Genomic DNA, 14,187 nt, shown 5'->3' with positions numbered 1-14,187 from the left:
GTGATCTTTCAGCCAGGAGAGGGTGAATTTCATTTTACGGTCTCCTTGAGGAGCGAAATCTTGTCGTTTTTCAGAATTGACTTGGCGCCAACTCTGGAATGCCATTTGCCCGGCACCACCTTAAGGACATTCGAATTGCCCACTAAACTCTGCCGGAAAGGATATTCGCTCATGGTCACAAATCCCCTATCCCCACTAGCCACCGCTATCGGTTCGGATATTGATGCAGGCACTCTCGATTTAGAATCCATTAAGCTCATGGGCATCCTCGGCCTAAACAGGCCTCCCGAGGCCTTTGGTTGGATAACACCCCAAAATCTCTCGAGAAAAACTTTAGGGCCAAATGCCATCTATGAAGTCGTTTATCACGAGGAAAATGGGACCAAGAGACGCATTGTTTGTCACGGGCATGACGGTTCTGTCGATGCAATACTCTGCGTGAGGAAAACATAGAACCTTTCGGATCGCTTGCGATCCGGATCGCACCCGACCCGCCCCCCAGGGCGGGCGTGATACGCCCCCCCTCGGGTCGGGCGCGATCCTTTGTTGCGAAAACCACGGGCATCAGCGGCTTAGCCCCCCATGCAGGGTCGGCACATCCAGTGCGGCAAAGCCATAGTGGCGCAGCCAGCGCAGGTCGGAATCAAAGAACGCGCGCAGGTCGGGGATGCCGTATTTCAGCATCGCCAGACGGTCGATGCCGATGCCAAAGGCAAAGCCCTGCCATTCATCGGGGTCGACGCCCGCCGCGCGCAGCACGTTGGGGTGCACCATGCCGCTGCCCAGAACCTCAAGCCAGTCGTTGCCCTCGCCCACCTTCACGGTGCCGTCCTGCCACGAGCACTGAATATCGACCTCGGCCGAGGGTTCGGTGAACGGGAAATGCGAGGCGCGGAACCGGGTTTGAACCTTGGTGCCGAAGAAGGCGGTAAAGAATTCCTCAAGCACCCATTTCAGGTTGGCCATGGAGATATCGCGGTCGATGGCCAGACCTTCGATCTGGTGGAACATCGGCGTGTGGGTCTGGTCATAGTCACAGCGATAGACCCGGCCCGGCGCGATCACCCGAATGGGCGCGCCCTGATCCTGCATCGCGCGGATCTGCACCGGGCTGGTATGGGTGCGCAGCACATGCGGCGGGCGGTCGTCGCCTGCGGCGCGGTGCATATAGAACGTGTCGTGTTCCTGCCGGGCGGGATGCTCGGGCGGGATGTTCAGCGCGTCAAAGTTGAACCAGTCGCTTTCGACCTGCGGGCCTTCGGCCACGGCAAAGCCCATGTCGGCGAAAATCGCGCTGACCTCTTCAGTGACCTGACTGACCGGGTGGATGCTGCCCTGACGGCGCGGGCGCGACGGCAGGGTGATGTCCAGCCATTCGGTCGCCAGCCGCTCGTTCAGCGCCGCGTCGCCAAGGGCCGCCTTTTTCAGCGCCAGCGCATCGTTGATCTGATCCTTCAGCGCGTTCAGCGCCGGGCCCATGATCTGACGTTCTTCGGGGCTCATCTTGCCCAGTTCGCGCATTTTCAGGCTGATCTCGCCCTTTTTGCCAACGGCCTGCACGCGCAGCGCCTCAAGCGCGCCTTCGTCGGCGGCGCCTGTGATGGCATCCAGATATTTCTGCCTCAGATCGTCCATTCGACCCTCCTGATCCGTTGCGCTTCTGCTACCACAGGCCGCTCTGAATGCAACCTGTCAGCCCCTCGGGCGCATAAAGAAAAAGCCGCGGCACCCCTTACGGGCCCCGCGGCTTTCCAATTCGTTCCCAAAAGCGGGAGTTTACGCCAGCGCGGCCTTCGCCTTTTCGACGATGGCGCCAAACGCGGCGGGTTCATTGACGGCCAGATCGGCCAGAACCTTACGGTCGACTTCGACACCTGCCAGCGACAGACCGTTGATGAAGCGCGAATAGGTCAGGGCTTCGTCATGGCTGCGAACAGCGGCGTTGATCCGCTGAATCCACAGAGCGCGGAAGTTGCGCTTGCGCTGCTTCCGGTCGCGGGTCGCGTACTGGTTGGCTTTATCAACAGCCTGCGTCGCGGTTTTGAAGTTCCGGCTGCGGGCGCCGTAATAGCCTTTCGCAGCTTTGACAACTTTCCGGTGACGGGCGTGGGTGACGGTTCCACCTTTAACTCGGGACATGTTCGATCCTCCTTAACGCGAATACGGCATCATCGACTTGATGATTTTCTCATCAGGAGCCGAAAGCGTGGTGGTGCCGCGTGCAGTGCGGATGAACTTGGTGGTGCGTTTGATCATGCCGTGACGCTTACCGGCTTGACCGGTTTTGATGCGCCCGTTGGCAGTGACCTTGAACCGCTTTTTGCAGCTCGATTTTGTCTTCATCTTGGGCATTTCCGTCTCCTCGTAGATGAACGGTTAACGCGCGACTCGGCATGCCACTTCGGCCGGTCACGCGGATAGAGAGCGCCGTATATGCGCGGTTCCCCAGTGTTGCAAGGGGTTTAGTGCAGGAAACGCGCCACAACGCCGGCAAAAACGTGGGGAAAATCCGCAACCCGGTAGGGGGCTGGCGTCTTGGCCACCGCCAAGCCGATCAGCACCAGCGCAGCAATGAACATCATCGCCGCCAATCGCGGAGGCCGGCTTTCGGAATAGGCGTTCAGAAGGCTGGGTATCGCCAGAATCCCACAAACCACCCCGGTCACCAGTAAAAAATCCGGGTCCATACTCAAAACCTGACTAACTGTTCAAATTCTGAGTTATTCCGGATCGTTGCGAAAAATCAAGCGTTCATCACAAGGCGCCACCCGCAGGATGTTCGTGGTGCCCGGCACGTTGAACGGCACACCGGCGGTCACGACGATCTGGTCGGTCACGTCAGCAAAGCCCTTTTCGCGCGCGGCGCGGGCGGCATAGATCACCGCTTCTTTGAACCGATCCACATGTTCCGAGACCACGCAGGTCACGCCCCAGGTCAGGCACAGGCGGCGGGCGATGTTTTCGAACGGGGTCACCGCCAGAATCGGCACGCGCGGCCGTTCGCGTGCGGTTTGCGCCGCCGTGGTTCCCGAATGGGTGAAACAGCAGATCGCCTTGATATCGGCGGTTTCGGCAATCTCACGCGCGGCGGCGACCATGCCACCGGCGACACCGGGGCTGGGCGCCAGACGGCTGGCATCCATCACCTCGCGATAGGTCGGGTCGTTCTCGATCTCGACGGCGACGTTCTGCATCGTGGTCACGGCCTGCACCGGATAGGCCCCGGCGGCGCTTTCGGCCGACAGCATCACCGCATCGGCACCTTCGTAGATCGCTGTTGCCACGTCCGAGACCTCGGCCCGCGTCGGCACCGGGCTTTCGATCATGCTTTCCAACATCTGAGTCGCCACGATCACCGGCTTGGCGGCGGCGCGGCTGCTGCGGACCAGACGTTTCTGGATCGCGGGCACGTTCTGAACCGGCAGTTCGACCCCCAGATCGCCGCGCGCCACCATGATGCCATCGGACACCGCCAGAATGTCATGGAATGCCGCGACGGCGGCGGGTTTCTCGATCTTGGACAGAACCGCGGCCCGGCCCTTGACCAGCGCGCGGGCCTCGTCCACGTCGGCGGGGCGCTGAACGAACGACAGCGCCACCCAATCGACGCCCAGCTCGCAGACGAACTCAAGATCGGCCCGGTCCTTGTCCGAAAGCGCCGCCAGCGGCAATACCACGTCCGGCACGTTGACGCCTTTGCGGTTCGAAATCGTGCCGCCGTTCTGCACCGTGCAATTGGCGAAATCCGGGCCGCAGTCATCGACTTTCAGCCGCAGCTTGCCATCATTGACCAACAGGGTCGCACCAGGGCGCAGGGCGGCGAAAATCTCGGTATGGGGCAGGCAAACGCGGCTGGCATTGCCCTCGGTCGGGTCCAGATCAAAGCGAAACGCCTGACCTTCGATCAGTTCCTCGCTGTCACCGGAAAACACCCCACAGCGCAGCTTTGGCCCCTGAAGATCGGCCAGAATCGCGATCGGCTGATTGGTATCCTTCTCGATCTGGCGGATGATCTTGTGCCGCTCGCGGATTTCATCATGCGAGCCATGGCTCATGTTCAGGCGAAACACATCCGCCCCCGCGTCGAACAGCGCCCGGATCATCGGATAGTCATTCGAAGCCGGCCCAAGGGTGGCTACGATTTTTACGTTTCTTTGGCGTTTCATTCGTTCGCTTCTCTTACTGCGGGCGCGCAACCGGTTGGCAACGGCGGGTTTCGTTCAATTGATAGGCGCTAACATTCGCAAGGACAACTGGCGCTTTGGCCTTCGGTGACATAGATCGGGGTTTGACCCGCAAAGGTGACAGACAGATGACCTATCGCCCGTTTGAAATCGTCGGAGAGGACCGCCCAAGCCGCTGGCTGATCACCTGCGACCATGCCGCAAACACTGTGCCTGACAGCGTCGCCGGCGGCAGTCTGGGCGTCCACCCCGAGGACATGGCCCGCCACATCGCCTTTGATCCGGGCGCCAAGGGCGTGGCATTGCGGTTGGGCCAGCAGTTGAACGCGCCGGTGGTGCTGTCGAATTTCTCGCGGTTGGTGATCGACCCGAACCGGGGCGAAGACGACCCGACGCTGGTGATGAAACTGTATGACGGCACGATCATTCCCGGCAACGCCCGCGCCGACGCCGCCGAGATCGAGCGCCGCAAAGCCCATTTCTATCGCCCCTATCACGACGCGATCGACCGCATGGCAGCCCGGCGCGAGGATGTGATCCTGTTGGCGATCCACAGCTATACACCCCGGCTGAACGGCCGCCCGCCCCGGCCGTGGCATGTCGGTGTCCTGCATGCGGCCGACCAACGGCTGGCGCGGCCGCTGATCTGGCGGCTGCGGCAGGAACACGACCTGTGCGTCGGTGAAAACGAACCCTACGGTGGCCACCTGCCCGGCGACAGCGTCGACCGCCACGCCGAAACCAAGGGCCGCCCCAGCGCGCTGATCGAATTGCGCAACGACCTGATCCAGACCGACGCGCAGCAAACGGGCTGGGCTGACCGTCTGGCGGCAATTCTGACCGAAGTGCTGCCGAAAACCGGACTTTGAAGGAGACACCAATGGACGACCAGACCCGCATCGAACTTGAGGCCGCCGCCTTTCGCCGCCTGCAAAAGCACCTGCAGGAAGACCGGACCGATGTTCAGAACATCGACCTGATGAACCTTGCCGGGTTCTGCCGCAACTGCCTGAGCCGCTGGTATCAGGAAGCCGCCAATGAACGCGGCATCCCGATGACCAAGGACGAAGGCCGCGCGGCGTTCTATGGCATGCCCTATGAAGATTGGCGCGCCAAATTCCAGACCGAAGCCAGCCCGGAAAAACAAGCGGCGTTCGAGGTCGCGTTCAAGGAAAACGTCACCGACAAGACTTGATTTGAATCATAGCCCGCCTGCACGGGCCACGTATCCTTTTTCCCTTATCTGGCGAAGGGAGGGACACTTATGCGACCGACTGAGCAATTGACGCAATTTGTCGCGGAGGCCCTGAAACAGGGGCACTCGCGTGACCAGATACAAACGGTTTTGAAACAATCCGGCTGGGCGCCGTCTGAGATTTCAAGCGCATTGGCCTCATGGGCCGAGGGCGATTTCGTGCCGCCCGTGCCCCGGCCCCGGCCCTATGTCTCGGCCGCCGAGGCGTTCTTTTACGCCATGATGTTCATCGCGCTGGCGATGACGGCGTGGAACATCACCACGCTGGGGTTCGAACTGATCAATCTGTGGCTGCCCGACATTACCGGCTGGCGGCGCGGCTATAGTATCGGCAGCGTCCGGTGGGCGATCTCGATGCTGGTGGTGTTCTTCCCGCTGTTCCTGATCCTGAACATCCGCGCGGTTCGGGCCACGCGGAAGGATCTGGCGCGGCGGCGCTCGGCCGTACGCAAATGGTTCGGCTATGTGACGCTGTTTCTAGCCTCGATCGCGCTGCTGGGCGATCTGATCGCGGTGATCTACGCGCTGCTCAACGGCGACCTGACCGCGCGGTTCTTCAGCAAATCTGCCCTTGTGGCGATCACCGCCGGACTGGTCTTTGCCTATTTCCGAATTGAGATGAACGAGGCCGAAGATGCGCACTAGTACCGTTGTTCAAATCGGGATCGCGGCCCTTGTCGGCGCGCTGGTGGTGGCGGGGCTGGCTACGGTCGGCGGGCCGATGAAAGGCCGGACCGAGAAACGTGACCAGACCCGGCTTTCCGACCTGCGCGAAATCAGCACCTTCGTGCGCTGCGTTGCCGACACTCAGGCGAAAACCCTGCCCGACACGCTGGCCCCGTTCGAGGCCTGCCGACGCGAATTGCGCATCGGCGATCCCTATACCGGCACCCCATATCGCTATGAGAAAGTGTCAGACACAGCCTATCAGGTCTGCGCCGATTTCGAGGATCTGCCCTGGATGATCGAAAACGTCGATCGCAGTCTGGATCCCGAAACCGGCTGCCTGTCCTATAGCTATACCAAACGCTGAGGACGCTTAGATCGCCGCTTTCATGCTTTCGTCCAGATAGATCTCGCGCAGGCGCGCTGCGACCGGGCCGGGCGTGCCGGTGCCGATTTTCGCACCGTCGATTTCCACCACCGGCATGACAAAGGTCGAGGCCGAGGTGATGAACGCCTCGTCCGCGGCCTGTGCCTCGGCGATCGAAAAGGCGCGCTCTTCGACTTCCATCTGGGCCTCGCGGGCATAGCGCAGCACGGCGGCACGGGTGATGCCGTGCAGGATGTCGTGGCTCAGTTCACGGGTGATGATCTTGTTGCCGTTGACGATATAGGCGTTGTTGCTGGTGCCCTCGGTGACCTTGCCATCCTCGACCATCCACGCATCGTCACAGCCTGCGGCCTTGGCCATCATCTTGCCCATCGACGGATACAGCAGTTGCACCGTCTTGATGTCGCGGCGATGCCAGCGCAGGTCTTCGATCGAGATCACCTTGATGCCGGTTTTCGCGGCCGGGCTGTTGGCGATGCCGGGCTTGGACTGGGTGAACAGCACCACGGTCTGCGGCGTGGTTTCCGGGTCGGGGAACACGAAATCGCGGTCCGACGGGGCGCCACGGGTGATTTGCAGGTAAACCCCGCCATCAACCACATCGTTGCGTTTGACCAGTTCACGGTGAACCTCAAGCAATTCGTCGCGGGTCAGCGGCATGGCCATGCCCAGTTCGTTCAGCGACCGGTCCAGACGCGCCACATGGCCTTCGAAATCGGTCAGCTTGCGGTCCAGAACCGCCGTTACCTCATACACCGCATCGGCCATCAGAAAGCCACGGTCAAAGATCGAGACCTTGGCCTCTTCCTCGGGCAGGTAATCCCCGTTCAGGTAAACAATGCGGCTCATGGTCATCTCCCTCAGCCCCAGAGTGCCGCGCTTGGCGGATGCACCCCGGTTCGGTCATAAATCAGCGGTGTCTCGCGGTCTTCGGACAGAAGAAGCGGCGCGTCAAGGTCTGTTACAGTCGCGCCCTGCGCCAACAGGGTCGCCGGGGCCATGGCAAGGCTGGATCCGATCATGCAGCCAACCATGACGTCAAAGCCCATCGCGCGGGCGGCATCACGCAGCCCCAGCGCCTCGGTCAGGCCGCCGGTCTTGTCCAGCTTGATGTTCACCATGTCGTATTTGCCGCGCAACCCCGGCAGCGATGCGCGATCATGGCAGCTTTCATCGGCGCAGACCGGCAGCGGCCGGGCGATTTCGGCCAGCATGTCATCGGCACCGGCGGGCAAGGGTTGCTCGACCATCTCGACGCCTTGCCGCAGCAGGTGCGGGGCGAGGTCGGAATAGACCTCGGCGCTCCAGCCTTCGTTGGCATCGACGATGATCCGCGCCTGCGGGGCTCCGGCACGCACGGCCTCAAGCCGGGGCATGTCGTCGGGTGTGCCAAGTTTGATTTTCAGAAGCGGGCGATGGGCATTCGCCGCTGCGGCGGCGCGCATGTTCTCGGGCGTGTCCAGCGACAGGGTATAGGCGGTGATCTGCGCGGTCGGCGTCGGCAGGCCGGCCAGTTGCCACGCGCGCGCACCGGCCGCCTTGGCCTCAAGATCCCACAGCGCGCAATCGACCGCGTTTCGGGCGGCCCCCGCAGGCAGCGCCAATTGCAGCGCCGCGCGGTCCAGCCCCTGTGCGGTCAGGATTTGTGCCCGGACCGTGTCCAGTGTTTCACCATAACGGGCATAGGGCACGCATTCGCCCCAGCCCTGATGCGCGCCATTGCTGACGCGCACGGTCAGCACCTCGGCTGCGGTTTTCGATCCGCGCGAGATGGTAAAGGCTTGCGCCAATCGAAAGGTGTCAGAGGTAACGCTTAGATCCATGTCCGCACCTTAGATCGCCGCCAGCGCGTCGACCAGACGGTCTGCGCCATGGCGGAACGGATCGACAGCGGGCAGGCCCATGCGGGCTTCGACCTCGGCCAGATAACGGCGGGCCTCGGCGTCGTCCATGTGCTGGGTATTCACCGAAATCCCCACCACCTGACAGGCCGGATTGGCAATCCGCGCCAGCGGCAGCGCGGTGTCGCGCAGGGTTTCAAGGCTGGGCAGATCATAGCCCGGCAAGCCGCGCATATGGGTGCGGGTCGGTTCGTGACACAGAATCAGCGCGTCGGGCTGGCCGCCGTGGATCAACGCCATGGTGACGCCGGAATACGAGACATGGAACAGGCTGCCCTGCCCTTCGATCATGTCCCAGTGGTCGGGGTCGTTATCGGGGGTCAGCCATTCCACCGCCCCGGCCATGAAATCGGCCACGACCGCATCCAAAGGCACACCATCGCCGGTGATCAGAATCCCGGTCTGGCCAGTGGGGCGAAAGGTCGACTTCATCCCCCGCGCCTGCATCACCCGGTCCATTGCCAGCGCGGTATACATCTTGCCGACCGAGCAATCCGTGCCCACGGCAAGGCAGCGCTTGCCGGTCCGCTTTTCGCCATTGGCGATCGGATAGGCGACCGAAGGCACCCGGACATCGTGCAATTGCCGACCACAAGCGGCCGCCACAGCGGCCAGATCGGGTTCGTCCCGCAGCAGGTTGTGCAGGCCCGAGGCCAGATCGAACCCCTCTTCCAGCGCCGCGATCAGCACTTTTTTCCAAGCCGGGCTGATGACCCCGCCCCGGTTGGCGACCCCGATCACCAAGGTCTGCGCCCCGGCGGCGCGGGCTTGGGCCAAGGTCATGTCGGGCAGGCGCATATCGGCCTGACAGCCCGGCATCCGATACTGGCCGACAGCGTTTTCCGGCCGCCAGTCACGAATGCCCTGCGCCACCTTGGCGGCCAGCGGATCGGGCGCGTCGCCCAGAAACAGAAGATAAGGAGTTTTGATCATCTCGGCGGTCCTGTCTGCGGTCATAAAAGCGTTACGACCAAGCTAGCGCGTGCGCCGGAAAGGTGTTCCGAATCTGCTCAGGCTTCGGGCTGTGCCGCGCAATTTCCTGCGCCGGACCGGGCATTCCGTGGGAAAATCGTGTGCGGGCGGGATCGGCAGGGCGCGAATCCTTGCTGCGACGCGGCAGCAATGATGCGATTGCAGCAAATCAAGACTTGAAGCGACCCACGCAATATTCTATCGAATGCCGGAACGCAAACGTAACATCATTACCAAAGGGACAGCCTATGAGCTTTCGCATTCAGCCCGCCGCCCCGGCCCGCCCCAACCGCTGTCAGTTGTTTGGCCCCGGCTCGAACACCAAGCTGTTCGCCAAAATGGCCGCCAGCGCCGCCGACGTCATCAACCTTGATCTTGAAGATTCGGTTGCGCCCTCGGACAAGGACAGCGCCCGCGCCAACGTGATCGAGGCGATCAACACCGTCGATTGGGGCAGCAAATACCTGTCGGTGCGGATCAACGGTCTGGACACGCCCTATTGGTATCGTGACGTGGTCGATGTGATGGAACAGGCGGGCGACCGTCTGGATCAGATCATGATCCCCAAGGTCGGCTGTGCCGAAGACGTCTATGCCGTTGATGCGCTGGTCACCGCGATCGAGCGCGCCAAGGGCCGGACCAAGCCGATCTCGTTCGAGGTCATCATCGAATCCGCCGCCGGTATCGCCCATGTCGAGGCCATCGCCGCCTCCAGCCCGCGCCTGCAGGCCATCAGCCTTGGCGCCGCCGACTTTGCCGCCTCGATGGGGATGCAGACCACCGGCATCGGTGGCACGCAGGAAAACTATTACATGCTGCGCGACGGCGTAAAGCATTGGTCCGATCCGTGGCACTGGGCGCAAGCCGCCATCGTCGCCGCCTGCCGCACCCACGGCATTCTGCCGGTCGATGGCCCGTTCGGCGATTTCTCGGATGACGAAGGCTTTATCGCACAGGCGAAACGCTCGGCCACGCTGGGCATGGTCGGCAAATGGGCGATTCACCCGAAACAGATCGCGCTGGCCAATCAGGTCTTCACCCCGTCGGAAGAAGCCGTGCTTGAGGCCCGCGAGATTCTGGCCGCGATGGAACAGGCCAAGGCCAATGGCGAAGGCGCAACCGTCTACAAGGGCCGTCTGGTCGACATCGCCAGCATCAAGCAGGCCGAGGTGATCGTGGCCCAGTCGGAACTGATCGCCGCGAACAGCTAAGCCGTTCGCACAGCACTCAGGAAAACGGGGCCCGCGTGGCCCCGTTTTTCATTTCCGGGGTCGAAACAGATCGGCCAACGGATCATCCGGCGCGGCGCATCCCCTTGGGGCGATGCGCAGAATCTCGTTTTTTCCGGTATTTCCAGCTTTTTTCATTCCGGCGGCACTGCCTTCGCGGCATCGGTTGCAAAAGCATTGGCCTCAGGTCATATAATCCACGACCACCAGCAGGAGCACCCTGATGAACTATCTCGAATTCGAAAAGCCCTTGGCCGAAATCGAAGGCAAAGCCGAAGAACTGCGCGCCATGGCGGCGTCCAATTCCGGGATGGACGTCAAGCAAGAGGCGGCGGCGCTGGACAAGAAAGCCGCTGACCTGCTGAAGGAAATGTATGCCCACCTGACCCCGTGGCGCAAATGTCAGGTGGCCCGCCACCCGAACCGCCCGCATTGTCAGGACTATATTCAGGCGCTGTTCACCGAATATACGCCGCTGGCCGGCGACCGGAATTTTGCCGATGACCACGCCGTCATGGGCGGTCTGGCCCGGTTCAACGATCAGCCGGTCGTGGTGATCGGTCAGGAAAAGGGGTCAGACACCAAGACCCGGATCGAGCGCAATTTCGGCATGGCCCGCCCCGAAGGCTATCGCAAGGCGATCCGCCTGATGGAGATGGCCGACAAGTTCAACCTGCCCGTTATCACGCTGGTCGACACCCCCGGCGCCTATCCCGGCAAAGGCGCCGAGGAACGCGGCCAGTCCGAGGCCATCGCCCGCAGCACCCAGAAATGTCTTGAGATCGGCGTGCCGCTGGTCAGCGTCGTGATCGGCGAAGGCGGATCGGGCGGGGCCGTGGCCTTTGCCACCGCCAACCGCGTGGCGATGCTGGAACATTCGGTTTATTCGGTGATCTCGCCCGAGGGCTGTGCCTCGATCCTGTGGAAGGATGCCGAGAAGATGCGCGAGGCCGCCGAGGCGCTGCGCCTGACCGCGCAGGACCTGCACAAGCTGGGCGTGATCGACCGCATCATCACCGAACCGCTGGGCGGCGCCCATCGCGGCCGCGACGCCGCGATCAAATCGGTCGGCAGCGCGCTGTCGGCGATGCTGGGCGATCTGAAAGGCAAGGACCGCAAGGGGCTGATTCAGGACCGGCGGCAGAAATTCCTGTCGATCGGCAGCAAGGGTCTGGCTGCCTGATCGGCTGCCGACCCTGGCTTAGGCTTTCACCTTAAATCCGGCTTCGGCCATCAACGCGTCCGAGGCATGTTCCACGACATGCTCCAGCTCGGCCATGAAGGCGTCGATCGGCTGACCCGAGCCGATGCGCGGCAGAAACTCGACCACTGCCAGACCGGGTTTGCGATAGATCCCGCGACGCGGCCAGAACACGCCGACATTGGTCGCGGCGGGGACGCAATCCTCTTTCAACTGGGCATACAACACGCCGGTTCCGATCTTGTAAGGCCGCTCGACCCCGGGCGCGACGCGCGTGCCCTGCGGATAGATGATCAACTGGCCGGGCTGCTGGCGCCCTTCGTGCACGGCGGCGACCATGGTCTTGATCGCCTGCCCGCGCTTGCCGCGATCGACCGGCACACAGCCGATGCGCTTGGCATACCAGCCCAGAATCGGGGCGCGGGTCAGGGATTTCTTCATGATAAATTTCGGGCGCGGCAGCACTGACACGATCAGGATGATGTCAAAGAACGACTGGTGCTTTGAGGCGACCAGAACCTCGTCGTCCGGCACCTCGCCCCGGATTTCCGAGCGCAGCCCGACCATCCAGGACGCTGTCCAGCGCACCCAGTGGCAATAGGCATGCACACCGCGAAACGCCCAGTCCCGTGACAGCATCGCCGGGAGGATGAACAGCAGGCCATAGACCAGCATCATCAGATACATCTGAGCGATGAAAAGCAGCGATCTCAGCCAGCGCCAGCCATAAGCCATCAGGTAATCTCCTGTAACATGCGAAACGCGGCGATGCGGGTCGCCCAGAATGCAACAAAGGCCGCCAGCGGCGGAATCAGCAGCGGCACGATCCAGCCCGCGCCGTGAAAGCCCAGCCCGGTCAGGAACCCGCCCGCCGGATCGGCCCCCGGCAACAGCGCCACCGCCACCATGCCCAACGCCGTGCCGACCGCCGCCCCCAACAGGGCGCGACCGCTGAACCGGCGCACGAAGGCGCGGGCGATATAGACGTCGCGCGCCCCCACCAGCCGCAGCACCTTGATCACCTGCGCATTGGCCGACAGCGCCGCATTGGCCGACAGGGTAATCATCGCCGCCGTCGCCAGCGCGATCAAGCCGATCGAGACCAGACCCAGCAACCTCAGCCGATCCGCTGCCCGCACCAAGGGCCGGCGCCAGCGCGAATGATCGTCCAGAACCGCGCCCGGCGCCTCGGCCGCCAGCCGCAGGCGCAGGCCCTCGGCATCAAACCCGTCCTCGGTTTCGGTCAATTCGATCAGTTGCGGCAGCGGCAGCCGGTCCACCGGCAGATCGGGGCCGAACCACGGCTCTAGCAGGGCGCGTTGTTCTTCGGCGCTGAGAACCCGCGGATCGGCCACGCCGGGCGTGGTCCACAGAATCGCCATCACCGCGTCGGTCTGGGCCTGCATCTGCCCTTGCGGGGCCGAGATCCGCACCGTCGCCGTCCGCGCCAGCGCGTCGGCCCAGCGATCCGCCAGCCGCCCCGAGGCCATCGACAGCGCCAGCGCGAACACCGCCAGAAACGCCATCGCCGCCGAGGTGAATACGGTCAGCTGCACGGTGAACCCGGTCGGCGGCACCACGCGATCGGCCTGAACATCGCCGATCACCAGCGCCAGAACGGTCTTGCCCAGCGCGCTCATAGATTCGCCCCCGCCAGATGCAAGCGCCGATCCTTGATCCGCAACACCCGCGCCGCGACCTGCGCCTTGGCGGCGCGGATCAGGTTCAGATCGTGGGTGGCGATCAGGATGGTCTTGCCCATCCGGTTCAGCTCGACCAGCAACTGCATCAGCCGCAGCGACATTTCCCAATCGACGTTGCCGGTCGGCTCATCCGCCAGAATGACATCCGGCCCCATGATGACCGCCCGCGCCAGCGCCGCGCGTTGGCGTTCGCCGCCCGACAGTTGCGGCGGCAAGGCGTCGGCCTGACGCGACAGCCCGACCCAATTCAGCAATTCGCTCAGATTATCGTCGCCTGCCTCGGCCTCGCGGCCCGAAACCGTCAGCGGCAGCGACACGTTTTCGGCCAGCGACAGGTGGTCCAGAAACTGACAGTCCTGATGCACGACGCCGATCCGCTGACGCGAGCGGGCCACGTCGTCGCGGGTCATCTGCCGCACATCGCGGCCAAACAGCCGCACCTGCCCGGCGCTTGGCAGCAACTCGCCATAGCACAATTTCAGCAAGGTGGATTTCCCGGCGCCCGACGGGCCGGTCAGAAAGTGGAACGACCCCGGCGCAAGGCGCAGGCTGACATCGGTCAACAGATCGCCTCCACCATAGCTGTGGGCCACTTTGTCCAGCTCGATCACGCCTGTCTCCACTGCCTATTGCGGCTGTTTTGCCCCAGTGGACGCTTGGTTTCAATCACGCAGACCTGCAAAGGCTT

At 62.9% G+C, this 14,187-nt stretch carries 18 protein-coding genes; 7 read left to right on the top strand and 11 right to left on the bottom strand.

What is annotated here, in order from left to right:
* Positions 1 to 453 (top strand): hypothetical protein (locus tag ABYW26_RS00190; protein ID WP_372602639.1); only part of this gene is annotated, 453 nt, incomplete at its 5' end.
* A gap of 111 nt (positions 454 to 564) precedes the next feature.
* Here ABYW26_RS00190 and pheS read toward each other — a convergent pair.
* The 5 genes from pheS to pyk form a co-directional block, all read right to left on the bottom strand.
* The gene (pheS, locus tag ABYW26_RS00185; RefSeq protein WP_372602638.1) at positions 565 to 1,635 is read right to left on the bottom strand and encodes a phenylalanine--tRNA ligase subunit alpha; all 1,071 of its coding nucleotides are present in this window, start codon (positions 1,633 to 1,635) and stop codon (positions 565 to 567) included.
* 141 nt (positions 1,636 to 1,776) lie between these two features.
* A complete protein-coding gene (gene rplT, locus ABYW26_RS00180; protein ID WP_372602637.1) occupies positions 1,777 to 2,139 on the bottom strand; it encodes a 50S ribosomal protein L20 in 363 nt (120 codons plus the stop codon).
* Between the two features lie 12 nt (positions 2,140 to 2,151).
* A complete protein-coding gene (gene rpmI / locus ABYW26_RS00175; protein WP_263716481.1) occupies positions 2,152 to 2,352 on the bottom strand; it encodes a 50S ribosomal protein L35 in 201 nt (66 codons plus the stop codon).
* A gap of 110 nt (positions 2,353 to 2,462) precedes the next feature.
* Positions 2,463 to 2,687, bottom strand: coding sequence for a hypothetical protein (locus ABYW26_RS00170; protein ID WP_372602636.1), 225 nt, complete (start codon positions 2,685 to 2,687; stop codon positions 2,463 to 2,465).
* Between the two features lie 33 nt (positions 2,688 to 2,720).
* Positions 2,721 to 4,166 carry a pyruvate kinase gene (pyk, locus tag ABYW26_RS00165; protein ID WP_372602635.1) on the bottom strand — a complete coding sequence of 482 codons (1,446 nt, stop codon included), beginning with the start codon at positions 4,164 to 4,166 and terminating at the stop codon, positions 2,721 to 2,723.
* A 146-nt stretch (positions 4,167 to 4,312) separates the two neighbouring features.
* Here pyk and ABYW26_RS00160 point away from each other — a divergent pair, with 146 nt between their 5' ends.
* From ABYW26_RS00160 to ABYW26_RS00145, 4 genes are all read left to right on the top strand, one after another.
* Positions 4,313 to 5,053: an N-formylglutamate amidohydrolase gene (locus tag ABYW26_RS00160; RefSeq protein WP_372602634.1), complete on the top strand. Its 741-nt coding sequence runs from the start codon at positions 4,313 to 4,315 to the stop codon at positions 5,051 to 5,053.
* An 11-nt stretch (positions 5,054 to 5,064) separates the two neighbouring features.
* Positions 5,065 to 5,379: a DUF1244 domain-containing protein gene (locus ABYW26_RS00155; RefSeq protein WP_372602633.1), complete on the top strand. Its 315-nt coding sequence runs from the start codon at positions 5,065 to 5,067 to the stop codon at positions 5,377 to 5,379.
* A gap of 69 nt (positions 5,380 to 5,448) precedes the next feature.
* Positions 5,449 to 6,084, top strand: coding sequence for a DUF5671 domain-containing protein (locus ABYW26_RS00150; RefSeq protein ID WP_372602632.1), 636 nt, complete (start codon positions 5,449 to 5,451; stop codon positions 6,082 to 6,084).
* The gene (locus ABYW26_RS00145) at positions 6,074 to 6,472 is read left to right on the top strand and encodes a hypothetical protein (protein ID WP_372602631.1); all 399 of its coding nucleotides are present in this window, start codon (positions 6,074 to 6,076) and stop codon (positions 6,470 to 6,472) included. Before ABYW26_RS00150 ends, ABYW26_RS00145 begins: the two co-directional genes overlap by 11 nt.
* A 6-nt stretch (positions 6,473 to 6,478) precedes the next feature.
* Here ABYW26_RS00145 and ABYW26_RS00140 read toward each other — a convergent pair whose 3' ends face one another.
* Genes ABYW26_RS00140 through dgcN form a run of 3 tightly spaced genes read right to left on the bottom strand, consistent with a single transcriptional unit; the run spans position 6,479 to position 9,327 of the window.
* A complete protein-coding gene (locus tag ABYW26_RS00140; RefSeq protein ID WP_372602630.1) occupies positions 6,479 to 7,342 on the bottom strand; it encodes a D-amino-acid transaminase in 864 nt (287 codons plus the stop codon).
* Positions 7,343 to 7,353: 11 nt separating this feature from the next.
* Positions 7,354 to 8,316 carry an N-acetyl-D-Glu racemase DgcA gene (gene dgcA, locus ABYW26_RS00135; RefSeq protein ID WP_372602629.1) on the bottom strand — a complete coding sequence of 321 codons (963 nt, stop codon included), beginning with the start codon at positions 8,314 to 8,316 and terminating at the stop codon, positions 7,354 to 7,356.
* 9 nt (positions 8,317 to 8,325) lie between these two features.
* Positions 8,326 to 9,327, bottom strand: a complete 1,002-nt coding sequence (gene dgcN, locus ABYW26_RS00130) for an N-acetyltransferase DgcN (protein WP_372602628.1) — start codon at positions 9,325 to 9,327, stop codon at positions 8,326 to 8,328.
* A 287-nt stretch (positions 9,328 to 9,614) separates the two neighbouring features.
* Between dgcN and ABYW26_RS00125 the strand changes: the two genes are divergently transcribed.
* Together ABYW26_RS00125 and ABYW26_RS00120 are read left to right on the top strand one after the other, a co-directional pair.
* Positions 9,615 to 10,577 carry an L-malyl-CoA/beta-methylmalyl-CoA lyase gene (locus ABYW26_RS00125; RefSeq protein WP_372602627.1) on the top strand — a complete coding sequence of 321 codons (963 nt, stop codon included), beginning with the start codon at positions 9,615 to 9,617 and terminating at the stop codon, positions 10,575 to 10,577.
* 241 nt (positions 10,578 to 10,818) lie between these two features.
* Positions 10,819 to 11,778 (top strand): acetyl-CoA carboxylase carboxyltransferase subunit alpha, encoded by a 960-nt coding sequence (locus ABYW26_RS00120; protein ID WP_372602626.1) that lies wholly within the window; start codon positions 10,819 to 10,821, stop codon positions 11,776 to 11,778.
* A gap of 18 nt (positions 11,779 to 11,796) precedes the next feature.
* On the opposite strand, the gene ABYW26_RS00115 is transcribed toward ABYW26_RS00120, so the two are convergent.
* From ABYW26_RS00115 to ABYW26_RS00105, 3 genes are read right to left on the bottom strand one after another with little or no spacing between them, the layout of a single operon-like run.
* Positions 11,797 to 12,531 carry a lysophospholipid acyltransferase family protein gene (locus ABYW26_RS00115; protein ID WP_372602625.1) on the bottom strand — a complete coding sequence of 245 codons (735 nt, stop codon included), beginning with the start codon at positions 12,529 to 12,531 and terminating at the stop codon, positions 11,797 to 11,799.
* Positions 12,531 to 13,436, bottom strand: coding sequence for a cell division protein FtsX (locus ABYW26_RS00110; RefSeq protein WP_372602624.1), 906 nt, complete (start codon positions 13,434 to 13,436; stop codon positions 12,531 to 12,533). Before ABYW26_RS00110 ends, ABYW26_RS00115 begins: the two co-directional genes overlap by 1 nt.
* Positions 13,433 to 14,110, bottom strand: coding sequence for a cell division ATP-binding protein FtsE (locus ABYW26_RS00105; RefSeq protein WP_372602623.1), 678 nt, complete (start codon positions 14,108 to 14,110; stop codon positions 13,433 to 13,435). Before ABYW26_RS00105 ends, ABYW26_RS00110 begins: the two co-directional genes overlap by 4 nt.
* Positions 14,111 to 14,187: the final 77 nt, after the last annotated feature.

Origin of the sequence: Actibacterium sp., from assembly GCF_041584535.1 — a bacterium.
Classification (GTDB): domain Bacteria; phylum Pseudomonadota; class Alphaproteobacteria; order Rhodobacterales; family Rhodobacteraceae; genus Actibacterium_D.
The sequence above is the reverse complement of the archived record's forward strand: the minus strand, read 5'-3'. Positions and strand labels throughout refer to the sequence as shown.